A 23,706-nucleotide genomic window follows, 5' to 3' on the forward strand; every position below is an offset into this window, starting at 1 on the left:
TTCGCTTGAGGTGGCTTAACCGGGGTTATCCTTATGTTCGAATGGGTCGAGAAAATTTCGTTTAGTGAAGCCAGTCCATTAACGGCGCAGGCGCAGGACAATAAGTTTGGCTTTCATCGCAAGCGGCCAGAGGTGATGGCGCACAGCCATTGGCATGGACACATAGAGATTAACTACCTCTTTGATTGTTCAGCCGATTATTTGATTAACGGTCAGGAGATCTCTGTGCCCGAGGGGCGGATGATCATCTTCTGGGCCTCGATCCCCCATCAGATGACGGCCTGTCATGGCGACGGTGAGATAGTCAATATCTACATTCCGCTGCAGGCCTTCCTCACCTGGATGCTGCCGGGGGAGTTTGTCAGCCAGCTGCTCCACGGCGAGGTGATGGTGTCGGACAGCCTCTATGTGTGCGATCGCCAGCTGACGCAGATCTGGGAGGCGGATATCGCCAGCCAGGAGCCTCTGCTCGCCAGCCAGGTGATCAACGAAATCCGCAACCGTATCCGCCGCATGGCGATAGAGCACTACAGCACCTTTAATCTGGCCCATCGCAGCGGCCATGGGGTCGACAAGCCTGTGTTTGGCGGGCTTAACCATATCCAAACCATGCTGCGCTATATCGCCGACCATTATGATCAGAAGATCACCATAGAAAACGTGGCCATGTCCACCGGGCTGCACAAGAACTATGCGATGAAGCTCTTCAATCGCGTAATGAAAGTCTCAATAAAACAATATATTAACCAGCTACGGCTGCAGCATGCCCAGGCCTTGCTGATCGATACCGAGAATCCTGTGCTGAACATAGCGCTGGAGGCGGGATTTGGCTCGGTGAGCCGCTTCTATGACATCTTTCAGCGCGAGTTCAACATGTCGCCGTTGGAGTTTCGCCGCCGGGTGGGATGAGGGTTATTTTTCGAGAAAGTGTCATTGTTTTTTAGTAAGCCTGTTGCCGCTCTCGCGTGCTTCAATCTGTAAAGCGCTCGCGCTTAGCCCGTCCAGACTGGCTAGTCAATGAAGGCGCAGCGAATAAAGGCTTAGCAGGTAAATAGAGAAGGCTATTTAACAAGAGTCTCTATTTCCTTGGATATTTATCGGCATGAGCCACTTATAAAAAATAATACTGAATAGTAATAACCGAGTGTCTTTGATTATTGGGTAAAGCCTTATCAGCTAATTTTATATTTTGACTTTATAAGCAGCCAAATATTCGAATGACACAAGATGAAAACGTTATTAATACCGAGAAGAGTATGAAAAAAAGCATTTTATTATCGGCATGCGCAATCTCCATCCTATCGGCCTGTTCTTACCAAGCGCCCCGTTCAGGCGATCAGCAAGTCGCCCCTGAAGCCCCTGAGGCCCAAATGCAGTTAAACGACTTGGCCAATACTCTGAATGACCGTTGGCAGTTGGGCGATGAGGGGATCACCTGGCAGGTACAGGACAAGCATGAGGACCATATCGAGATGAGCGGCGAGCAGATCTCGGCCATCATCTACTACGGCAGCGACGAGCAGGGGCAGCTGACCCTGAAGCGTAAGCTGGTCTGGCCCATGCTGCGCACCATTCCTAACGACACCCATGCCAGCCTGATCCATGATTTTCCACTCAGCGTCTCGCCTGAGATCATGCTTGGCGGTAAGCCGCCTGCGAAAGAGTCGCTTGAGCGTGTGACCATAGATGGCACCCTGAATCTAACCAGCCAGCTATCCGATGCCCAGGGCAGCAAGGTGAGTATCAGTCGTACCCTGTCACCCAGCACCACAGGGCCTAAGATGATCGAGCGCTTGCGGTTTACTAACCAGGGCGAACAGGCCATCACGCTGGAGTTTAAGCCTTTAAATTATAAGGTCGAGACGGATGCGGATAAGGGGGTCTATGGCCGCTATCTTATCCAGGCCAGCAGCGATAAGGTGGGGCAGTATAGTCTGGCGCCCGGCAGCGACCTGGAGCTCTTCGTGACTTTCGAGGCCCACAGAGCCGACAGGCAAGTAGGTGAGGCGGGGCCTGGTCAGGCGCTCACTCAAGCGAACGAGCTAACGCCGGCACAAGAGCTAACGCCAGCTCAGGAGATAAGCGCACGTAAGGATTATGTCGCCGAGCTGAATCAAAACCTTCGTCTAGAGACGCCAGATCCTGTGCTCAACAAGATGTTCGAGTTTGCCAAGCTGCGCAGCGCCGAGTCTATCTTCAGGACCAAGGGCGGCCTGATGCATGGCCCCGGCGGCGGTCGCTACTACGCGGCGATCTGGGCCAACGATCAGGCGGAATATATCAACCCCTTCTTCCCCTTCCTGGGGGATAAACGCGGCAACGAGTCGGCCATCAACAGCTTCGCCCACTTTGCCCGTTACATGAACGATGAGGGCCGGGCGATCCCATCCTCTATCATCGCCGAGGGTGACGATTACTGGAACGGCGCCGGTGACAGGGGCGATTGTGCCATGATCGCCTATGGTGCCAGTCGTTTCGCCCTGGCCTATGGTGACAAGCAGCAGGCCCGCGAGCTCCTGCCTCTCATCGACTGGTGTATCGACTTTAGCTACAAGAAGCAGACTCTTGATGGCGTAATAGCCTCCGACAGCGACGAGCTGGAGGGACGTTTCGCCGCAGGAGAGGTGAACCTCAGCACCAACATGCTGACCTATGGCGCGCTGATCTCCTCGGCCTACCTGAATCAGGAACTGGGCCGCACTGAACTAGCCAGCGACTATCGCCAGCGAGCCGAGGCGCTTAAGACCGCCATCGAGGCCTACTTTGGCGCGACCGTGCAGGGGTTCGATACCTATCAGTATTATCAGGGCAACGACAAGCTGAGAGCCTGGATCGCCTTGCCGCTCACCTTCGGCATCTTCGACCGTAAGCAGGCGACCCTGGATGCCCTGCTGTCGGATTATCTATGGAGCCCAGAGGGGATCTACAGCGAGGCGGGCAACAAGACCTTCTGGGACAGGGCAACCCTGTACGCCTTCAGGGGGATCTTCAGCGCCCAGGAGACAGACACCGCCATGCGCTACTTTAAGTATTATTCGCGCAAACGCCTGCTGGGTGAGCATGTGCCTTATGCGGTCGAGGCTTGGCCCGAGGGTAATCAGCGTCACCTCTCGGCCGAGAGCGCCCTCTACGCCCGGGTCGTGACCGAGGGGATCTTCGGCATGGAACCCACAGGCTTTAATCGCCTCAAGGTCGCCCCCTATCTGCCGACCGGTTGGAATAACATGTGTTTAAGGGGGATCCGCGCTTTCAACAGTAAGGTAGATCTCTGCGTCAATCGCACTCAGGCCAAGGGCGATGATGCCTATCAGATCAGCGTTCAGCAGCCTGGTGGCAAGGAGCAGAAGTTCAGCTGGGACGGCAAGGGACCTGTGTCGCTATCACTCTAAACAGTCATTGCCAATAGCGCCTTTCTGTCCTCAACGAGGCGGAAGGGCGCATCTTAAACTGGTTGCGCGTCAGATTTAGATCGCCTTAGCCCAAATCGGAGGCCCTAGCTGTGAGTATCTTATCCATTGCCATCGTCGGTGGCGGCGCCAGCGGCTGGCTGGCCGCCAATCATCTGGGGTTGGCGCTCAAGGGACGTAGCCCTAAGGTGAGCATTACCCTTATCGAGTCGCCCGATGTCCCCACCATAGGAGTGGGCGAAGGCACAGTGCCCATGATCCGCAAGTCACTGCAGGCGTTCGGCATTGAGGAGACGGCGCTGTTCAGGCGCTGCGATGCCAGCTTCAAGCAATCGATCAAGTTCATCAACTGGCGCCACCGCACGCCTGGCAGCGAGATGAGCGACTTTCATCACCTGTTCGATCCGCCGAGTCCCTTTGGTGTGGACCTCAGCGACTTCTGGCTTGATGGGCTCGCAAAGGGTGAGAACCCCATGGGGTTCGATGAAGCCCTGTCGCCCCAGAGTTTCAGCTGCGAGGCGCAAAAGGCGCCTAAGACGCTCGCCTCCGCACCCTATCAGGGTGCCCACGCCTATGCCTATCACTTCGATGCCGCCAAGTTTGCCGAGCTGCTCAGGGAGAACGCCATGGAGCGTTTCGGTGTCGAGCATATTCAGGATCATCTGCTCGAAGTTGAGACGGGCAGGCTTAGGACGGACAGTGTAGAAACGGACATGCTCACAGAGGGCAATGAAAGTAAAAATGATAAGAAGATAGTGGCGCTGCACCTGAGAGAGGGCGGTCGCCGCTGTTTCGACTTTTACCTCGACTGCTCAGGCTTTAGCGGCCTCTTGATGGAGAAAGCCCTCGGCGTAGAGTTCATCTCCCTTGCGGATAAGCTTTGGATGAATAAGGCGTTAGTGACTCAGGTGGCCAGCGCGCCCGATGCGCCGCTGCCGCCCTATACCCAGGCGAGCGCCCATCAGGCCGGTTGGATCTGGGATATCGCCCTGCCCAAGCGGCGAGGCGTGGGGCTGGTCTATTGCGACCGCTACCTGAGCGACGATGAGGCGCGCCAGAAGCTCAAGCGGTATCTGGGTGACGAGCTGCTAAGTGCCGGCGAGTTTCGCAGCCTCACCATGCGGGTAGGGCATCTGCAAAAGTTCTGGCAGGGCAACTGCGTCGCGCTTGGGTTGGCCCAGGGTTTCCTCGAGCCCCTGGAGGCGACCTCTATCCTGCTGACTGACTTTGCCGCGTCACTACTTGCACGAAAATTCCCCACAGACAGTGAGACACTGCCTGTGCTTGAGGCCAGGTTTAACCGTATCGTCGGCCACGCCTGGCAGGCGGTTATTGACTTCGTGGCGCTGCACTATCAGCTGTCGGATCGCAGCGACTCCGCCTTCTGGCGCGACTATCGTACTCATCTGAGTGCCCAGCCAACATCCGAGGAGCTGCCTCGGCGACTCGCCCTGTGGCAACACTTCACGCCCCATCCCGACGACTTCTTCTCTCAGTTCGAGGTGTTTGGGGTGGATAACTACCTCTATCTGCTCTATGGCATGGGCTTCAGTACCCAGCCCAAGGCGCTCGATGATGCGGCGCGCCAGCAGGCCAGGGCGCAGCTGGATAAGATCGCCCACGCCAAGGCTTTTCTGGCGCAGAAGCTGCCGGATCACAGGGCCTTTATCCGGGCGCTAATTCAGGGCTAGTCTCAGGGCTAATCTCTGGCTTAGTCTCTGGCCGAATATCTGGCTAAAGCGAGGTCAGGCTTAAGCCTGGTCAGGCCGATAAGTTCTTACCAGTTCGCGCTGCGCTCTGCCAACGCCTGCTTGAGAAAATCGATAAACACCCTGAGCCGGGCGGGTATATGTAGCCGCTCCGGAGTGAGGGCGTAGATGCCATGTGTCGGCGCCTGGTAATCGCTGAGCACTGGCACCAGAGTGCCCGCAGCCAACTCCTCTTCCACCAGATACCTGGGCATCAGGGCGATCCCCATGCCATCGAGCAGCAGGCGGCGGATCACCTCGCTGTTGTTAACTTTGATGTTGCCCCGGGGCTTGATTCGGCTCACCTCGCCGCGCCGCTCAAAACTCCACTCCAGTCCGCCGCGAAAGTACGAATAGAAGAGGCAGTTGTGCCCTCTGAGATCAGCAAGGCTTCTGGGATGGCCCTGGCGCGCAAGATAGTCGGGGGAGGTGCACAGCAGGCTGTGACAGGGGGCGAGCTTCAACGCTACCAGGCTAGAATCTGGCAGATCGCCTATTCGCACTACCATATCCAGGCCCTCTTTGAGCAGATCCACTACGCGATCGTCCAGGCTCACCTCTAAGTTGATGGCGGGGTATTGGCGGCTAAATTCGCTCAGCAGCGGCGCGATATGACGCTGACCGAAGACGTTGGGCAGGCTCACCTTTAAGTTGCCCTTTACTGCCCCCTGTTGGCTGGCCAGGGCATCCTGGGCCTGCTGCATCAGGGCAGCCGCTTGGTGCACATATTCATAGTACTGCCTGCCGGCATCTGTGAGGTGCAGTCTGCGGGTGGTGCGCTGAATAAGCTTGACCCCTAAGGCCTGCTCTAGGGCGCTGATGCGCTTACTCACCGCCGACTTGTTGATGCCTAAACGCCGCGCGGCCTCGGAGAAACTGCCCAGTTCGACGACCGAGACAAACAGGGGAATGTTGGCGTAGATGTCCAAATATAGTTTCCTATATAGCAACAAAGAGTTTCGAATGTAGCGGATTATCTATTTCATGGAAACAGATTAAAGTGGCGCCATCGAGATTAAGATGACTAATAAGACGCTATTTAGCGTGGAACGAGACGATGACGACAAAGCTAATTCGACAACTTATGCCACAGCTTATGCCACAAGAAGCGGCACAACTTATGCCACAAGAAGCGGCACAACTTATGCCACAAGAACCGAAAAGCCAGGCTTACATTGACCTTAAGCCACAGGCAAGCACGCCACTGAACCTGATGCTTGGGCTGCTGGGTGGAGTGGCCCTTGCGGTGATGATCGCCCTAAACAGCGAACTGGCCAAGTATGGCTCGCCGCTGCTGGCCTCTTGGGTGGCCCATGGGGTCGGCACCCTAGTCGCGCTCCTATTGTTGGGCGCGGTGCGCCTCAGACAAGCTGCCCTTACAAGGCGCAACGGTGCAGCGCCTTGGTGGGCCTATCTGGGCGGGCTGTCCGGCGCCTTCACCGTGGTACTAGGGGCCATGACGGTCAACAGCGCCCTGGGGCTGAGCGCCAGCATCGCCTTCATCATGGCGGGGCAGATCCTCTTTGGTCTGGTGTGCGATAGCCTGGGCTTGTTTGGCATGGCGAGGCGCCGCCTAAATTGGGGGCAGGGCGCATCTCTGACCGTGATGGCCCTGGGTGCACTTGTTGTCTTGCTGGCTCAGGAGGGCGCGTAATGCTAACGCTTCTTCTGCTTGCGCTGCTCAACGGCGTCTGTATCGGCCTGTGTCGCATCCTCAATGGTCGTCTGGGTCAGGCGAGCGATGCCTACTATGCCTCGCTGTGGAACCATGGCGTGGGCTTTGTCTTCTTGAGTCTGTTGCTGGTGTCTATGCCGACTCCGCCCATCGCGGGCCTGCTCGATGCCCCCCTCTATGCCTGGCTAGGCGGCGTCGTGGGCGCCGTGTTTGTGGTACTCAACACCCTGGTCATCTTAAGGTTGGGGGCCACTCTCTGTAGCCTGCTGGTGATCTCGGGTCAGCTGCTGAGCGGCGTGCTGTTTGACCTTGTGGTCAAGGCGGTCAATCCTCTGCAGCTGCTGGGAGTGATCATCATCTTCGTCGGCGTGCTGGCTTTTCGCCGGATGGAGGCGCGTAGTAACAGTCCCAAGCAGCAGCCGCTTCATAATCAGCCGCTTAAGCCAGAAAAAAGGTGATTGTAAATACTTTAGGCTGGGGAGGTGCTAGCTAAAGACTAATGGTCTTCAGCACCGGCGAGTTTGAGAAAGCTTAAATTCGCGGCGAAGCAAGAAAATGGGAAATAAAAGCCCCTTTTCAGGAATGACTGTAAAGGGCAACTGGCCGAGCATAGCGATCACTTAAGAACCAAGGATGTAGATCGCTATTATGTTTCAAAAGACCCAGGCTAAGCCGCAGTTTTCAACCGATGAACACCCCCATCGCCGTTTCAATCCCCTTACCGGCGAGTGGGTGTTGCTGTCACCCCACAGAAGCAAGCGGCCCTGGCAGGGACAGACCGAGGCGCTGGATCTAACCACGGCGCCCAGTTACGACAGCGAGTGCTTCCTCTGTCCGGGCAACAGACGCATCAATGGCGAGCAAAATCCCAAGTACGACACCACCTTCGTGTTTCAAAACGACTTCGCGGCCCTCAATAGTGACGGCCCCAATGCTCAGGGGGAGGACCCGCTGTTTCGCTTCGAGACGGTAGAGGGGGAGAGTCGGGTGCTCTGCTTCTCGCCGGATCACAGCCTGACGCTGGCGCAGCTTAGTCCCGAGGCGATGCAGGCGGTGATCGCCGCCTGGCAGAGTCAGAGTGAGCTTTTGGGGCAGAAGTATCTCTGGGTACAGGTATTTGAAAACAAGGGCGCCGCCATGGGCTGCTCTAATCCCCATCCCCATGGGCAGATCTGGGCCCATAACCACCTTCCCACCCTAGTGGCGACGAAACTGCAGCGCCTTGCGGATTACTACCAGCAGCATCACAGTAATCTGCTGGGCGACTATGTGGAGCGCGAGCTACAGCAAGAAGAGCGCTTAGTGGTGAGCAACCATGATTGGGTGGCGCTTGTGCCTTACTGGGCCAGCTGGCCTTTCGAGACTCTGGTTTTGCCAAGGTTTGATATTAGGCGCATGCCCGAGCTGACCGCCGAGACCCGCGAAAGCCTGGGGGAGATCATAGGCGCGCTCACCGTGCGTTACGACAACCTGTTTCAGTGCGCCTTTCCCTATTCCATGGGCTGGCATGGCGCGCCGTTTGATAGTCAGGACCACCCCGAGTGGCGCCTGCACGCTCATTTTTATCCGCCGCTGCTGCGTAGCGCCAGCGTGAAGAAATTTATGGTGGGGTACGAGCTGCTGGCCGAGATCCAGCGGGACATCACCCCAGAGCAGGCCGCCGCACGTCTGAGGGAACAATCCTCAATCCACTACAAGAGTAGCCATTACAAGAGCAGTCACAACAAGAATAGCCACAGCAAGAATAGCCACGACAAGCAGAGCCAATAAAAACACAGATAAAGCCAGGCTTTAAACAAAAGGACAGAAAGATGAAAAATGGCGAGCTAACTCAAGCCCATACCCTTGCCTTCAACCAGGCCTTCAACCAGGCCTTCACCCAGGCCTTCACCCAGGCCTTCACCCAGGCCTTCGGCCAAGAACCTGCGTTGGTGGCCTATGCCCCGGGGCGGGTCAACCTGATTGGCGATCATACCGACTACAACCTGGGCTGGGTTTTACCAGTGGCGCTCGACAGGGGCACCTTAGTGGCTGCATCTCAGCGCGATGATTTCCAGATCCAGGTGGTGGCCAGAGACATGGACAACGAGCAGGTTAGCTTTTCGCTCGATGACCAGGCAATGGCGCAGATGCCACTGGATAGCGTCTCGCCCTGGAGCAACTATGTGCGCGGCACGGTGAAGATGCTAAGTGCCTATCTGGCCGAGACGGGTCAGCCACCTCTCAGGGGCGCCAGCCTGATGATCACTGGCAATCTACCCAAGGGAGCGGGGCTGAGCTCATCGGCGTCCCTTGAGATGGCGCTTATCAAGGCCTTCGCCGGGCTATTCGATCTTAAGATCGATGGCATCAAGGCGGCGCAGCTGGGCCAGCAGGCGGAGAATGAGTTCGTTGGTTGTAACTGCGGCATCATGGATCAGTTGATCTCGGCGATGGGAGAGGCGGAGCGCGCCATGCTGCTCGATTGCAGCGATCTCGCTATCAATCAGGTAGCCCTACCGCGCAGCCTAAGCCTGATGATCATCAACTCTAACGTGAAGCGGGCGCTGGTGGGCAGCGAATATAACCTGAGGCGCGAGCAGTGCCAAAAAGTGGCGCAGTATTTCGGCGTGAGCTCGCTGCGGCAGGTGAGCTATAAGCAGCTGTGTCAGGCAGAAGCCTCGCTTGAGCCGACCCTGTTTCGGCGTGCCCGCCATGTGGTGAGTGAAAACGCCCGGGTGCTTGAGATGGCAGAGGCGCTAAGCGCAGGCGACAGCGCCCGCATCGGTCGTCTGATGGCCGCCTCTCATCGCTCGCTTCGAGATGATTTTGCCGTGAGCACTCCTGAGGTGGACTGTCTGGTGGCACTGGTTAGCGAGGTGCTGGGCATGGATGGCGGCGCGCGCATGACTGGCGGCGGCTTCGGTGGCTGCGTGGTCGCCCTGCTGCCGGAGCACAAGATAGCCGAGGTGCGCGAGACAATCGCCGCCGAGTATCAGGCCAGGACAGGGCTGACGGCAGATATCTATCTGTGCCATAGCGGGGCGGGGGCCTTCGCCTAAGCGCCTAAAGGCTTAAGTGCTTAAGCCTGTTTGGGGGCGGGCCAGGGGCTCGCTATAGAAAAAGTCATAAGAATAAGAGAAGACGACTATGTTAGAGACACTGGATATTGGCATATTGCTGGTCTACGCCCTCGGGCTGCTGGGGCTGGCGCTGTGGATCTCCCGCCAGGACAAACGTCATGAGCGAGACACAAAGGACTACTTTCTGGCGGGCAAGGCCTTGCCCTGGTGGGCGATCGGCGCATCTTTAATCGCCTCTAACATCTCCGCCGAGCAGATCATCGGCATGTCGGGCTCTGGTTATGCCATCGGCCTGGCCATCGCCTCCTACGAGTGGATGGCGGCGATCACCCTGATCTTGGTGGGTAAGTATATGCTGCCCATCTTCATCAAGAACGAGATCTACACCATGCCCCAGTACCTGGAGCAGCGCTTCGACAAGCGGGTCAAGACCACGCTGGCGCTGTTCTGGTTGTCTGTCTACATTTTCGTCAACCTCACCGCCGTACTCTGGCTCGGCGGCCTGGCGATCGAGACGGTGGCGGGGATCGACTGGCTCTATGGCATGGTGTTGCTGGCGCTGTTTTCCCTGGCCTACTCCCTCTATGGCGGCCTCAAGGCGGTGGCCTACACGGATATCATTCAGGTGGTGCTGCTGATCTTCGGTGGCCTGCTGCTCAGCTATCTGGCGCTGGACAGGGTCGCCGACGGGCAGGGCGTCTGGGCAGGATTCGACAGACTTTCCAGCGCCTTACCGGAGCATTTCGAGATGATCCTGAGTCAGAGTAACCCCCACTACATGAGCCTGCCGGGGATCTCTGTGCTGGTAGGCGGGCTGTGGATCATGAACATCAGCTATTGGGGCTTTAATCAGTACATCATACAGCGCGCCCTGGCGGCCAAGAGCGTGGCCGAGGCGCAGAAAGGAATAGCCTTCGCCGCCTATCTTAAGCTCTTAATGCCACTCATCGTGGTGCTGCCGGGGATCGCCGCCGTGCTCCTCTATCCCGGGCTGGAGTCGCCGGACCAGGCCTATCCTTCCATGATGGCCCTGATGCCCGCCGGGGTGAAGGGGCTGGTGTTTGCCGCGCTGGTGGCGGCCATCGTCTCCTCCCTGGCCTCCATGACCAATAGTATCTCGACCATTTTCACCATGGATATCTATGCCATGGTGCGCCCGGCCAAATCCGAGGGGCACTATGTGTTGGTGGGCAGGCTGTCTAGCTTGATAAGCCTGTTGATCGCCCTGGCGATGGCTCAGCCGCTGCTGGGTGAGTTCGAGCAGGCCTTTCAATATATTCAGGAGTTTACGGGGGTATTTACCCCAGGGATCGTGGTGATCTTCCTAACGGGCATGTTCTGGCGCCGGGCGACCTCTCAAGGCGCGCTGGCGGCGGCGCTGGGCTCGGCTATTTTCTCCTTCGGCCTTAGGTTCTACTGGCCCGAGCTGCCCTTCATGGATCGCATCGGCCTGGTGTTCCTGCTCTGTCTGGTCCTTAGCGTGCTGGTATCCCTCATGGGGCGCTCTCTCGAAGAGGGGACGAGTGTGGCTTTAGGCGGCGTCAGCTTCAAGACGGGCAGAGCCTTCAATCTCAGTGCCCTGGGGGTGGTGGTGATCCTCAACTTCCTCTACGTCACCTGGTGGTAGGGCATTACAGCAGATGAAAGGTGAAAAGATGAACGTTTTAGTCACAGGGGGCGCGGGCTATATCGGCTCCCATGCCTGCGTCGAGCTGCTGAGCGCCGGGCATCGGCTGGTGGTGCTGGATAACCTGTCACGGGCCAAATTTGAGTCCCTGGTGCGAGTCGAGCAGATCACCGCGGCCAAACTCACCTTCGTCGAGGGGGATATTCGCGACGAGCGGGCGCTGGATGCCCTGTTTTCCAGTTACCATATCGATGCCGTGATGCACTTTGCCGGGCTCAAGGCGGTGGGGGAGTCGAACCGGCTGCCACTGGAATATTACGATAACAATGTGGTCGGCTCCATGCGCCTGCTAAGCGCCATGACCCGCCATGGGGTGAAGACCCTGGTCTTCTCCTCCTCGGCCACCGTCTATGGGGCGAATCCAACATTGCCCATCACGGAAGCGGCGCCCTGTTCCAGCACTAACCCCTATGGCCAGACCAAGCTGGTGGTGGAGCAGATGTGCGCCGAGTGGGCCAGGGCGCGCCAAGATGTTAGCGTGATCTTGCTGCGCTACTTTAATCCAGCCGGCGCCCACGAGTCAGGGCTGATTGGCGAAGATCCCAAGGGGGAGCCCAATAATCTCTTGCCCTATATCACCCAGGTGGCCATGGGGCGCCGCCCCTATCTGTCGGTATTTGGTAGCGACTATGCCACAACCGATGGCACAGGCGTGCGCGACTATATCCATGTGATGGATCTGGTACAAGGGCACCTGGCGGCCCTGACACGGCTACATGGGGTGGCGGGCTGTCATACCTTTAATCTGGGTTCGGGGCAGGGCTATTCTGTACTTGAGATGGTAAGGGCCTTCGAGCAGGCGAGCGGTAAAGACATTGCGCTGCATATGGCGCCGCGCCGGCCCGGGGATATCGCCGCCAGCTATGCCTGCCCAGATAAGGCGGCCCGGGAGCTCGACTGGCGGGCGGCGCGAGATCTTACGCAGATGATGCAAGACAGCTGGCGCTGGCAGTGTCGTAATCCCCAGGGATATAGCTAAACAGCTTCTTAACTCGCTGGCAGGTTAGTCGCTATTTGCAGGCCTTGTATTGGTTGCTGATGGGGTCATATTCGAACCCTGAGGCCGCCAGCTTCTGCTCCAGCTGGGCGCTGGGAATGTCCAGCTGGTAGAAGAGGTCTTGCCTATCATGACAGTTCAGCCTGAGCTGCTCGTTGACTATGCCCACCAGAATATCGCCGCTTAGCTGGGTTAAGTGGTAATCCATCTCGTCCTCCTGCATCTGAGTATGCATCTGTTATAGGTTTAGCCCAGTTTTTATGGGCTGACAACGGCGCTGTTACCTGGCTTCGCCCTTTGATGACACCTCTTTCCATCGCTATTTACAACGATATTTAACTGTTAACACGATATTTAGTGATGACGTATCACGATATTTCGTGAACGTTTGATCTTATTCTAACTTCCTGTCGATACAGCCCTTTTATCCCGTGCTGGCACGTTAGCTGCTGGTAGAGAGAGGTCATTGGGAATACCCAAGCTAACAAAAAAACAGCGTAAACACTGATAAAGGGAAAATGTGATGAATAAGAAGTTATTGGCTCTGTTGATCCCATCTGTATTGATGGCAAGCTCGGCGCAGGCTATCGAGTTGTACAAGGATCAAACCAATGCACTGAATATGATGGGTTGGCTAGGTTTCGCCGCGGTTAACGATGGTGACGACACCGCCGTGGTTGATAATTTTTCGCGTGTCGGCTTCCGGTTCGACCGCCAGGAGAAGAACGGCTGGCGCAGCTTCGCTCACACCGAGTGGGGCATCAACATGGTCACCAGCGACGACTCGCTCAAATATGTGGGCGGCCAGCTGGGCGCGCAGAAGACATCAGACTTCCTGTTTAACCGTCTGGGTTATGTCGGCCTGTCACACGCCAAGTGGGGTAGCCTGAGCTTTGGTAAGCAGTGGGGCGCCTACTATGACGTGGCCTACACCACAGACGTGCTCAACGTTTATACCGGATACTCGGTTGGCGCCTATACCTTCGGTGACGGTGGCCTAACGGGCGCGGGCCGCGCCGATTCAGCCTTCATCTATCGTAACAGCTTCGGCGATCTGGATATCGCGCTGCAATACGCCGCCAAGCAAAATGGTGACGTCGCCCTGTTTGATAAGAATGGTCAGGCGGTGGATGATGGTTCTCACCTGAGCTTCGACACCAGCTATGGCGCCAACCTGACCTATCATGTGACCGATAAGTTTAAGGTACTTGCCGGCTTTAACCGCGGCGATTTCGAGGGTGAGCTGGCCGGAGTTAGCGTCGATGATACCAATGAGATCATAGGTATCGGCGCCCAGTATGGCTCCTTCTACCAGTATGCGCCGGGCCGCGACGCCAAGGGTCTCTATGTCGGTTTCAACGCCCATCAGAGCAAGCAAAACGAATTGGTGGCCGGTCAGCTGTATGACTCTACCGGCGCCGAGTTTCTGGTGGCCTACCACTATGACAATGGTTTCGTGCCTAGCTTCCTGATCTCTTACCAAGATCTGGATACCGACGAAACCACGGCCATCAAGGGTAACTGGACGCGTCAGTTTGCCGTAGTAGGCCTGCACTATCGCTACAGCCGCGATACCGTGATGTTTGCCGAAGCCAAGTTCGACTTCAGCGACATGGATGACAAGGGTTTCGAGGCGGCCCAAGATAACAGCTACGCCGTCGGTATCCGCTACTTCTTCTAGTTTGATTGTTCCCTGCAAAGTTCAAAGCACTCCTCGGAGTGCTTTTTTTGTCTCTGATATTTAAAGGCTTAGCGCCAGTTTCTAACGTTAAGCACTTAACACCAAGTGTTAAGCACCAAGCTTTTAACACTGGCAGTTAGCACAGTCCCAGCTTCTTCATCTTGCTGCGCAGGGTATTGGGGTTGATATCCAGCATCTCGGCGGCGCCGCCCGGCCCATAGAGTTTACCGCCGGTGATCCGCAGCGCATGGGCGATATACTTACTCACCATCACATCCAGGGGCACCAGTTTATCGCTGGCATGGCTGGGATCTATGATGATGGTCTCATGTTTGCCGTTGGCCGCAGGTTCCACCTTGTCCACCTGAGTCAGGTTGAAGTTAAGCGGTCCCTCTGGGGTTTCGATCATGGCCCTTTCCAGCACGTTGATCAGCTCACGCACGTTGCCCGGCCAATGGTAGTGATTCAGGCTGTCGAGTTGTTCACTGCTGACCCTGGGGAGCTTGTCCAGATTAAACTTGGCCGCCAGCACCTCGATAAAGTGCTGCACCAGCAGGGGAATGTCCGAGCGGCGTTGACGTAGCGAAGGGATCTCGATAGGAAAGACCGCCAGGCGATACCAGAGATCCTCACGAAAAGTCTGCTTCTTCACCATGGCCTGCAGGTTTCTATGGGTGGCGGCGATCACCCGAATATCTAGGTTGATGGCATCATAACCGCCCACCCGGGTGATGGTGCCGTTCTGCAGCACCCGCAGCAGACGCACCTGTACCGACAAGGGCAGCTCGCCGATCTCGTCTAAGAAGATGGTGCCGCCGTTGGCCTGTTCGAAAAAACCTGCCTTGCGATGCTCGGCGCCGGTGAAGGCGCCTTTCTCATAGCCAAACAGCTCAGAGTCGATGAGGCTCTCTGGGATGGCGCCGCAGTTGACCTTGATGAAGGGCTTGTCGGCCCGCTGTGACTTACAGTGAACGGCGTTGGCGATCACCTCCTTACCACAGCCGGTTTCCCCCAGGATCAACACGCTGGTATGCAGCTTGGCGATCGCCTCCACCTGGGTCATCACCCGCTTGAGGCCTGAGTCGGCGCCGATCACCCCGCAGGGATTGAAGGCCTGCTTGAGTAGGCGGTTTTGTTGGGTGAGTGCCTGATTGGCCCTGAGCAGGTTGCGCCCCTTGAGGTTAAAGGCGGTGATCAGCGACAGGGTATCCTTGTGGGGCTCGATAAGGTCGGCGTGGCGATGACAAAACTGCGCCTTCTGCTTGGCATAGAAACCCACCACCCCCAGATGGGTGTTGCCGCTGAGCATGCGCAGCAGAATCACCGACTGGATATTGGGGATCACCTGAGGCGCGACGAAGCCTGTCACCTGATCGTGCTCGAGATCGTTGATGATGCGGATCACCGGACGGTCGGGCTGGCTCAGCAGGGCCTGCATCTCGGCGGAGATCTTCACCTGTTTATTCAACGCCGTAGTCTGCGCCTCATCCACATGGGCCAGAAACTGGATGTCACCATATTCGGGGCGGTAGATGTTGAGGTAGATGCCGTCGATGGGCAGGTGTTGCCTGACATATTCGAAGTAGGCTCGCAGGGACTGCTCCAGCTCCAGGCTGCTGCACAGGCGCTGGGTGGCTTCGAAATAGAATTGTTTTTGCATTGAAATGTCACGGTGATCACGAAGTTTCGTGATTGTAGATCATCATATTTCGTGATTCTGTGCCCCCCTTCATAAATTGTTCCTTATCCCCCTCTTTTTAGGTAGTTGGCATGCCGGGTGCAATCTTATCTGCATGAAATCGAGGCGAATTCCCCCGATTCTACTTTGCTCAAATGGTCGAAAGGAAAATTAAAAATGAAACAGAAAGATCTGATAAGCCCGGGTCGTCGCCAGCTGTTAAAAGGCGGCGCCGCGATGGCCGTCAGTGTGGCGGGACTGGGCGCCATGAGCGCCCAGGCGGCCGAGTGTAGTGGCGATAAACCGCCCCATTTTGACGAGATAGTCGATGTCTTGGTGATTGGAAGCGGTTTCGCCGGCATGTCGGCGGCGCTGCAGGCCAAAGAGGCCGGTGCCAGCGTCATGGTGATCGACAAGATGCCCGTGTTTGGCGGCAACTCCACCATCAATGGCGGCGCCATGGCGGTGGCCGGTTCCAAGTTGCAGGCCAAGGAGGGGATCAAGGATTCGGTCGATACCATGGTGGCCGACATGCTCAAGGCGGGTCGCGGCATGAACGATGTCGAGATGCTCAAGCTGGTGTGTAACGGCACCGCCGAGTCTTGCCAGTGGCTGGAGGCCTATGGCGTTGAGTGGAAGCCTTTTGTGCAGCACTTCGGTGGTCACTCGCTGCCGCGCGTGCTGCAGACGGTGCAGAGCTCAGGCGCCGGCATCATTCGTCCCCTGATCAAGGCGGCGAAGCAGCATGGTATCGAGATGCGAAATCAGACCAAGCTCGAATCTTTCGTGAAAGATCCGGCCGGTCGCGTGATCGGTGTCCAAGTTCGCGATGGCTATTATTTCCCGCAGGAGCGCACGGGTAAAATACATCTTATCGGCGCACGCAAGGGGGTGATCATGGCCACCGGCGGCTTCTCCCGGGATCTCGAGTATCGTCAGATGCAGCAGCCTGAATTAAATGGCGATCTCGACTCGACCAACCATCCCGGCGCGACCTCTGAGGCCCTCAAGCAGATGATGTTGATCGGCGCCAACCCGATCCATCTGGACCAGATCCAGCTCGGCCCCTGGGCATCACCGGACGAGAAGGGCTTCGGCACCGCCTCTCAGTTCAACACCATTGCCACTTATCCCAGCGGCATAGTGGTGGATGTGCGTACCGGCGAGCGTTTCTTCAACGAACTGGCTGACCGTAAGGCTCGCGCCGACGCCATCATGACCCGCCGTGACGCCCAGGGTAATCCCGTCTATCCCGTGGGCTTTACTAATGCCAAGGGCGCGGCCCAGGCCCAAACCCTGGAGTGGGGCCTCAAGTACAAGGTGATCCAGAAGGCGGACACATTAGAAGAGTTAGCGGCCCTGTATCAGATCCCCGCCAAGGCATTGAAGGCCCAGGTGGCGCGCTGGAACGACGCGGTAAAAGCCGGCGAAGACAAGGAGTTTGGTCGCCCCATGCAGAAGGCCATGGCGCTGGAAGAGGGCCCTTGGTACGGCGTGCGCATGTGGCCCAAGGTGCACTACTGCATGGGCGGCGTGAAGGTGAATACCCAGTCTCAGGTGCTGCACCTGGTGAGCAACGAGCCTATCGACGGCCTGTATGCCGCCGGTGAGGCGACAGGTGGCATCCATGGGGCGAGCCGTCTCGGCGCCTGCGCCGTGGCAGAAGGTGTGGTGACGGGCAGAAACGCCGGTCGTATCTGCGCGGCGAGCGCGGCAATCGAATTAAAACAGGCATAGCACAGGTGTGCAGCCGAGAAAAATATTAAGGAATTGATGATGAAAAAAGTAAATACTCTGTTGGCAACTACAGCCCTGGCAACCAGCGCCCTGGCGATGACCTCTGGCGCCGCCATGGCAAGTGATACCGTGGTACTCGACGGTCAGCATCTGACTCAGGCCCAGGCCTGGGCGATCGCCGATGGCGCCAAGGTGGATATCGCGCCTCAGGCGGCCTCCGCTTTGGTGAAGGCCCACGATCTGCTGATGGAAGCGGCGCGTCTGGGTAAGCCTGTGTATGGTCTCACAGTAGGTGTGGGCTTGAACAAGGACCACAAGCTGTTCGATGCCAACGGCGAGCTAAGCGCCGAGGTGATGGCGGCCTCTAAATCCTTTAACTACAGCACCCTAAGAGCACACAGCGCGGGCGTTGGCGAGCCGATGCCGGTAAGACTCACCCGTGTCGCCCTGGCGGTTCGCTTAAATACCATCTTGTCTGGTCACACCGGCGTGCAGCCCTATGTGGCCGAGATCTATAAGGCCTACCTGAACCAGGGGATCACGCCTGTCATTCCATCGCTGGGTACAGTAGGCGAGGCGGACATTTTGCTGGCATCCCACGTGGGCCTTGCGATGATCGGCGAGTGGGATGTGTTCTATCAAGGCAAGCGCATGAGCAGTGTCGAGGCGATGAGCAAGGCGGGCGTCAAGCCGCTTAAGCCTATCGGCAAAGATGCGCTCTCTATTTTGTCGAACAACTCGGTCGCCGTGGCCTACGCCATGCAAGGTTATCAGGACGCCGAGCATCTGCTGCAGGTCTCGCCAACCGTGTTTGGCCTGAGCCTGGAAGGGCTAAACGGTAACGTGGCGCCGTTCCTGCCACAGACCAATGACATTCGTCCTTTCCCTTATCTGAAGGCGACTACTGAGGATATCTTAGGCTCACTGTCTGGCAGCTACCTGTGGGATCTCAACAGCGAGCGTCCGCTGCAAGACCCGCTGAGTTACCGCACCACCGCCTATACCCTGGCGAGTGCCCAGAAGGCGCTGTCTGATCTGGGGCAGGTGATCGATATTCAGATCAACCACTCAGACGATAACCCTGGGGTGATCCTGGGCGCGAGCAAGCAGTACGCCGAAAACTCTCAGGTGGCCAAGTATCTGGTCGAAGGCAAGGGCGGTGTGTTCCCAACCACTAACTTCGAGCCGCTCCCCGTGGCTCTGGCGGTGCAGCAATTGAGTGTGGCCCTGACTCATGTGTCTCACAACAGCGCCATGCGCACCATTCACCTATCGGACGATCACTTTACCCATCTGCCACGCTTTTTGAGCGCGCCGGGTAACAATGGTCACGCCTTCGGCGCCATCCAGAAGACCTTCGTGGACATGCAGGTGCGTAACAAGATGTTGGCGACCCCAGTGTCATTCGACGGCATTCAGATCGCTGGTAACATAGAAGACACCTTCACCAACCTTAAGCTGGCGAGCGACAACCTGATCCAGATCGTCGACAACATCAACACCATGTATGGCCTGGAGTTGTTGCACTCGACCCAGGCGATCGACCTGCGCAAGGCCGCCAATGCCGACCTTAAGCTAGGTAAGGCAACCCAGGCCATGTACCAGGCGTATCGTCAACAGGTGCCATTCGTCGAGCTTGACCGTCCGTTCACGCCAGACATTCAGGCGTCACACGACTTCATCGTCAAGTACTGATGGATTGGGCTTTAGCCTAAGCAAGTTATTAGCTGGGGCGCTGGTCGCCCCACAATAAGGATTCAAGATGTTAAGAGTATTATCGGCCCTCTGTTTGGCGGCGCTACTGAGCGCGCCGGGTGCACAGGCCATGAAGTTAAAAGATTATCACCAAGAGATCATGACCAACGAGCAGGGCAAGATCGAGTGCAGCGCCTGTCATGGTGAGGCGAAACGCAAGAGCATTCCTAAGATGAGTGCCTGCGAGTCTTGTCACGGCACGGCGGCCGAGATGGCCGAGCTGACCAAGCGCCCCGAGGGGGCAGGCCACAGCGTAGAGCCGAATCCCCACGACAGCCTGCACTATGGCAGCGATCTTCCTTGTACCTACTGTCACCAGGAGCACAAGGAGAGCAAGGTGTACTGTAACCAGTGTCATGAGTTTAAGTACCCTAAGATGAAACGTTAGCCAAGTTCGGCTAGGGCGCCCAGTGCCGAGTCTGGGGACAAGGGCCACAGCGCACGCTCCCGCTGCTGTGGCCTTTTTCTTTGCTTTTTCTTTGCCTCTTTCCCGCGATTTTCCAGCTATTACCTTCAGTTATTCGCTTAAATAGGCTACTTTGTCTTTGATTATCAACATCTGATGACTAATTTGGCGACTGATTAAGAACGCATAGGGGAGCTTATCTTGGATAGAATCGATACCATGAAGGCCTTTACCGCCGTGGTGCAGGAGGGCTCCTTTACCAAGGCGGCGGACAGGCTAGGGCTCTCCTCGCAGCTGGTCAGCAAGTATGTGTCCCAGCTCGAGGAGCATCTCAAGGTGCGCCTGCTCAATCGCACCACGCGGCGGGTCAACGTGACCGAGGCGGGCAGGGCCTACTTCGAGCGCTGTCAGCAGGTGCTTATCGATATCGAGGAGATGGACAACGCCCTGACCAATCTCAGCGAGACCGCCTCGGGTCTGCTTAAGGTCAGCGCCCCCATGTCTTTCGGTATTCATCATCTGCCCAGTGCCCTGGTGCAGTTTCAGCAGCAACACCCGGATGTCAGGCTGGATATCACCCTGACGGACAAGAAGGTGGATCTACTGGAGGATGGCGTCGATGTGGCGCTGCGCATCGGTCAGCTTTCGAGCTCCTCGCTTATCGCCAAGAAGCTCACCCCGATCAAGCTGGTTGTCTGCGCCTCTCCCGAGTATCTGGCCGAGCGCGGTGAACCCAAGACCCCGGCGGATCTTATCCATCACAACTATCTGCACTTTAGTTATTCGGATCTGGGCGCGGCCTTCGGTCGTTTCGGCGAGCACTTCTCGGCGCTGAAGATCCCAAGCGATCTGGCCTGTAACAATGGCGACATGCTGGTGGAGGCCGCCATCGCCGGTCGCGGAATAGTGGTGCAGCCTACCTTTCTGGTGAGCAAGGCCCTGCGTAGTGGTAAGCTCAAAGCGATCCTCATCGAGTATACCCCAGAGCCCTTCGGCCTGTACGCCGTCTATGTGCACCGTAAGTTTCTCGCCAGCAAGGTGCGCTGTTTCGTCGATGCCCTGAGCCAATACTATGGCAAGACCCCTTACTGGGATGCGATAGACGACTAGCTGGCTCACGCCTGCTTCCTCACATTAGCCAGCTTTCTCGTCCTCAAGCTTTCCGCGCCCGAGCGCTAATCCTTAAGCCCTATCTGCCGTCTAGGATTATTATCGCCATTTTGTTGTCAATCATTAAATGATAGTGATGTTTATCAATTTAACGTTGAGAGCTACATTTACCTCATCGGCAGCGAATGGCTAAAACCTAATCCAAGCCAAAGGCTGCAAACCAAACATCTTTGAGGAGAGCATTATGAACAAGCAAACATTAACCAAACTACTCAACAGCGATGCAGGACTGGCCCCCTTGGTACTGCGTCTACCCCTAGGACTCATCTTCGCCGCCCACGGCGCCCAGAAGCTGTTCGGCTGGTTCGGCGGCTATGGCCTGGAAGGCACAGGACAGTGGATGGCCAGTGTCGGCTTCGAACCCGGTTACCTGATGGCCCTGCTGGCCGGTAGCGCCGAGTTCTTCGGAGGGCTGGCACTGGTGCTGGGTCTGTTGACCCGTCCCGCCGCGGCGCTGACCGCCTTCACCATGGCGGTGGCTATGACGCTGCACGTGGGCAACGGCCTGTTTGTCTCTAACAACGGCTACGAGTTTGCCTTGATATTGCTGGCGGCCTCGCTATCTCTGGCGGTGCAGGGCGGTGGACGCTACTCAGTTGATAAGCTACTGACCGGTCGTCTCTAAGGTTAGCCAATTATGCGGTAGGGGCGGGTGTAGGAGACTATGCTCCGCATCCTGTTACGGGTTTAGAAGGAGAAGCAGATGTTAGTCGATGGTCGTTGGAATGGAGATTGGCAGCCGGTGCAGGCGAAGGATGATGAGGGGCGTTTCGTGCGTCAGATCTCTAGCTTTCGCAACTGGATAACGCCGACAGGCGAGGCTGGTCCTACGGGTGAGGGCGGTTTTAAGGCGGAGTCTGGCCGCTATCATCTCTATGTCGCCTATATCTGCCCCTGGGCCTCGCGTACCCTAATGGTGCGGGCGCTCAAGGGCCTTAACGAGCATATCAGCGTTAGCGTGGTCAACCCAGTGCTTTCGGAGCAGGGCTGGCAGTTTGGCGGCGCGCCGGATAGCAAAGTAGGTGGAGACCAAGATATCCTCAATGGCCACAAGTATCTACATCAGCTTTATACCCAGGTGGATCCACGCTTTACCGGCAGGGCGACCGTGCCCGTGCTCTGGGATAAGCAGCGCCAAGTGATAGTGAACAACGAGTCGGCAGACATCATACGCATGTTAAACACCGCCTTCGATCACCTTACCGACTCGGCATTAAATCCGGCATTGGATCTCTATCCAAAAGAGCAAAGCCAAGCTATCGATAGCCTGAATGAGCGTCTCTATCACCAGTTAAACAATGGCGTCTACAAGGCGGGCTTTGCCACCAGTCAGTTTGCCTACGAAGAGGCCTATCAAGGCGTCTTTAGCCTGCTCGATGAGCTGGAACAGACCCTGAGCGATGGTCGCCCCTACTTGCTCGGCGAGCAGCTGACCGAGCCGGATATTCGCGCCTTCGTGACCCTGGTGCGCTTCGATGTCGCCTACTATGGCCTGTTCAAGTGTAACCGTGAGCTGATCGCCCAGAAGCCGCAGCTACAGGCCTATCTGCAGCGCATCTATGCCCTCGATGGCATCGCAGCCACGGTCAACATCGAGCATATCAAGCAGGGCTACTATTCGATCAAGGCCCTTAACCCAACAGGTATAGTGCCTGTCGGCCCTCAGGTCAGCTTATGAGTTCAGTAAAGAGTTTAAAAGTGAGCACAAATATGAGTTCAAGTAAGAGCTTAAGACAGATCTCCCCTGAGGTGAGTGAGCGGCTAAAGGCCGCAACCAGTGCCGGTGTAATGCCGAGCCTGTTCGTCTCCCATGGCTCGCCAATGTTGGCCCTGGATGACAGCGACAACGCCGCGTTTCTCGCCGAGCTGGGCCAGGTGCTGCCAAGGCCCAAGGCGATACTGGTGTTTTCGGCCCACACAGATCTCAGTGGCAAGGTGCGTATCACCTCAAACGAGGCCCCGCGCACCGTGCACGACTTCTACGGCTTTCCCGACGCCCTCTACCAAGTTAACTATCCGGCCCCTGGCGCGCCCAAGCTGGCCGCTAAGGTCGCGGATCTTCTGCAAACCGCCGGGTTTGACGCCGAGTTAGATGAGCAGCTTGGCTGGGATCACGGCCTCTGGACGCCGCTGTGCCGCCTCTATCCCGAGGCGGATATTCCTTTGGTGCTGGTCTCTATCGACAGCCGCCAGGGCGCCAGCTATCACTACCGCCTGGGTCAGGCGATAAAATCTCTGCGCACTGACGGCGTATTGGTGCTGGGGTCGGGCGGCATCAGCCACAACCTGGGCGAGCTGTTTCGCCGCCCCGGCGACCCGCAAAAGGTAGAGAAGATGCAAAGCTTCGTCAATTGGATCGCCGATAAGCTTGCCCAGGGAGATCTGCCCGCACTGCTGGATGTCGAGCGCCAGGCCCCACACGCCAGGTTCAACCACCCCAGCATAGAACACCTGATGCCCTTCTACGTCGCCCTAGGCGCAGGGCGGGGTGAAGGGTTTAATGAGGCTAGCAAGCCGCCACTGCGACTCCACCAAAGCGTCGAACTACAAATCCTCGCCCTAGACACCTACGCATGGGTGGAGTGATTGTTAGGCAGAAATGTCTGGTGAGGAAAATAATTTAACTTAGATTAACACTAGGTTGTTGTCTAGGGTAAAAGTAAAATATCAAATTAACCTGTACCCTTGAAGTATTTATTCTAG

At 57.0% G+C, this 23,706-nt stretch carries 20 protein-coding genes; 17 read left to right on the forward strand and 3 right to left on the reverse strand.

Features of this window, described 5'->3' with window-relative positions:
* The first annotated feature begins 33 nt into the window (after positions 1-33).
* The 3 genes from K0H81_RS08205 (at position 34) to K0H81_RS08215 (ending at position 5,098) form a co-directional block, all read left to right on the forward strand.
* Positions 34-909 carry a helix-turn-helix domain-containing protein gene (locus tag K0H81_RS08205; protein ID WP_011866092.1) on the forward strand — a complete coding sequence of 292 codons (876 nt, stop codon included), beginning with the start codon at positions 34-36 and terminating at the stop codon, positions 907-909.
* A 461-nt stretch (positions 910-1,370) separates the two neighbouring features.
* Positions 1,371-3,389: a glucosidase family protein gene (locus tag K0H81_RS08210; protein ID WP_258406421.1), complete on the forward strand. Its 2,019-nt coding sequence runs from the start codon at positions 1,371-1,373 to the stop codon at positions 3,387-3,389.
* A 110-nt stretch (positions 3,390-3,499) separates the two neighbouring features.
* A complete protein-coding gene (locus tag K0H81_RS08215) occupies positions 3,500-5,098 on the forward strand; it encodes a tryptophan halogenase family protein (RefSeq protein ID WP_220060516.1) in 1,599 nt (532 codons plus the stop codon).
* Positions 5,099-5,184: 86 nt separating this feature from the next.
* Here the strand turns inward: K0H81_RS08215 and K0H81_RS08220 are convergent, their stop codons facing one another.
* On the reverse strand, positions 5,185-6,084 hold the full coding sequence (locus tag K0H81_RS08220; RefSeq protein ID WP_220060517.1) for a LysR family transcriptional regulator: 900 nt from the start codon (positions 6,082-6,084) through the stop codon (positions 5,185-5,187).
* Between the two features lie 128 nt (positions 6,085-6,212).
* On the opposite strand from K0H81_RS08220, the gene K0H81_RS08225 reads away from it, so the two are divergent.
* The 6 genes from K0H81_RS08225 to galE all read left to right on the forward strand — a co-directional run bounded on the left by K0H81_RS08225 (position 6,213) and on the right by galE (position 12,558).
* Entirely contained in the window at positions 6,213-6,809 is a 597-nt protein-coding gene (locus K0H81_RS08225) for a DMT family transporter (RefSeq protein ID WP_258406422.1), read from the forward strand.
* Positions 6,809-7,288 carry a DMT family transporter gene (locus tag K0H81_RS08230; RefSeq protein ID WP_220060518.1) on the forward strand — a complete coding sequence of 160 codons (480 nt, stop codon included), beginning with the start codon at positions 6,809-6,811 and terminating at the stop codon, positions 7,286-7,288. Before K0H81_RS08225 ends, K0H81_RS08230 begins: the two co-directional genes overlap by 1 nt.
* Before the next feature lie 190 nt (positions 7,289-7,478).
* The gene (locus K0H81_RS08235) at positions 7,479-8,600 is read left to right on the forward strand and encodes a UDP-glucose--hexose-1-phosphate uridylyltransferase (RefSeq protein WP_220060519.1); all 1,122 of its coding nucleotides are present in this window, start codon (positions 7,479-7,481) and stop codon (positions 8,598-8,600) included.
* Between the two features lie 41 nt (positions 8,601-8,641).
* Positions 8,642-9,871 carry a galactokinase gene (galK, locus tag K0H81_RS08240; protein WP_220060520.1) on the forward strand — a complete coding sequence of 410 codons (1,230 nt, stop codon included), beginning with the start codon at positions 8,642-8,644 and terminating at the stop codon, positions 9,869-9,871.
* 88 nt (positions 9,872-9,959) lie between these two features.
* The gene (locus tag K0H81_RS08245; RefSeq protein WP_220060521.1) at positions 9,960-11,519 is read left to right on the forward strand and encodes a sodium/sugar symporter; all 1,560 of its coding nucleotides are present in this window, start codon (positions 9,960-9,962) and stop codon (positions 11,517-11,519) included.
* Positions 11,520-11,547: 28 nt separating this feature from the next.
* The gene (gene galE, locus K0H81_RS08250; RefSeq protein WP_220060522.1) at positions 11,548-12,558 is read left to right on the forward strand and encodes a UDP-glucose 4-epimerase GalE; all 1,011 of its coding nucleotides are present in this window, start codon (positions 11,548-11,550) and stop codon (positions 12,556-12,558) included.
* Positions 12,559-12,589: 31 nt separating this feature from the next.
* Here the strand turns inward: galE and K0H81_RS08255 are convergent, their stop codons facing one another.
* On the reverse strand, positions 12,590-12,784 hold the full coding sequence (locus K0H81_RS08255; protein ID WP_041407236.1) for a DUF4250 domain-containing protein: 195 nt from the start codon (positions 12,782-12,784) through the stop codon (positions 12,590-12,592).
* A 315-nt stretch (positions 12,785-13,099) separates the two neighbouring features.
* Between K0H81_RS08255 and K0H81_RS08260 the strand changes: the two genes are divergently transcribed.
* A complete protein-coding gene (locus K0H81_RS08260) occupies positions 13,100-14,257 on the forward strand; it encodes a porin (RefSeq protein ID WP_220060523.1) in 1,158 nt (385 codons plus the stop codon).
* 136 nt (positions 14,258-14,393) lie between these two features.
* Here the strand turns inward: K0H81_RS08260 and K0H81_RS08265 are convergent, their stop codons facing one another.
* The gene (locus K0H81_RS08265; protein WP_220060524.1) at positions 14,394-15,917 is read right to left on the reverse strand and encodes a sigma-54 interaction domain-containing protein; all 1,524 of its coding nucleotides are present in this window, start codon (positions 15,915-15,917) and stop codon (positions 14,394-14,396) included.
* 195 nt (positions 15,918-16,112) lie between these two features.
* On the opposite strand from K0H81_RS08265, the gene K0H81_RS08270 reads away from it, so the two are divergent.
* The 7 genes from K0H81_RS08270 (at position 16,113) to K0H81_RS08300 (ending at position 23,589) form a co-directional block, all read left to right on the forward strand.
* Positions 16,113-17,672, forward strand: a complete 1,560-nt coding sequence (locus K0H81_RS08270; RefSeq protein ID WP_144202836.1) for a flavocytochrome c — start codon at positions 16,113-16,115, stop codon at positions 17,670-17,672.
* Positions 17,673-17,708: 36 nt separating this feature from the next.
* Positions 17,709-19,367: an HAL/PAL/TAL family ammonia-lyase gene (locus tag K0H81_RS08275; protein WP_220060525.1), complete on the forward strand. Its 1,659-nt coding sequence runs from the start codon at positions 17,709-17,711 to the stop codon at positions 19,365-19,367.
* A gap of 67 nt (positions 19,368-19,434) precedes the next feature.
* Positions 19,435-19,815, forward strand: a complete 381-nt coding sequence (locus K0H81_RS08280) for a cytochrome c3 family protein (protein ID WP_144202838.1) — start codon at positions 19,435-19,437, stop codon at positions 19,813-19,815.
* Between the two features lie 219 nt (positions 19,816-20,034).
* A complete protein-coding gene (locus K0H81_RS08285) occupies positions 20,035-20,943 on the forward strand; it encodes a LysR family transcriptional regulator (protein WP_220060526.1) in 909 nt (302 codons plus the stop codon).
* A 244-nt stretch (positions 20,944-21,187) separates the two neighbouring features.
* Positions 21,188-21,628, forward strand: a complete 441-nt coding sequence (locus K0H81_RS08290) for a DoxX family protein (protein ID WP_220060527.1) — start codon at positions 21,188-21,190, stop codon at positions 21,626-21,628.
* A 78-nt stretch (positions 21,629-21,706) separates the two neighbouring features.
* On the forward strand, positions 21,707-22,681 hold the full coding sequence (locus K0H81_RS08295) for a glutathione S-transferase family protein (RefSeq protein WP_220060528.1): 975 nt from the start codon (positions 21,707-21,709) through the stop codon (positions 22,679-22,681).
* A gap of 32 nt (positions 22,682-22,713) precedes the next feature.
* Complete coding sequence (locus K0H81_RS08300; RefSeq protein ID WP_258406423.1) at positions 22,714-23,589, forward strand: DODA-type extradiol aromatic ring-opening family dioxygenase; 876 nt, start codon at positions 22,714-22,716, stop codon at positions 23,587-23,589.
* Positions 23,590-23,706 lie beyond the last annotated feature (117 nt).

It is taken from the genome of Shewanella halotolerans (genome assembly GCF_019457535.1).
GTDB classification, from domain to species: domain Bacteria; phylum Pseudomonadota; class Gammaproteobacteria; order Enterobacterales; family Shewanellaceae; genus Shewanella; species Shewanella halotolerans.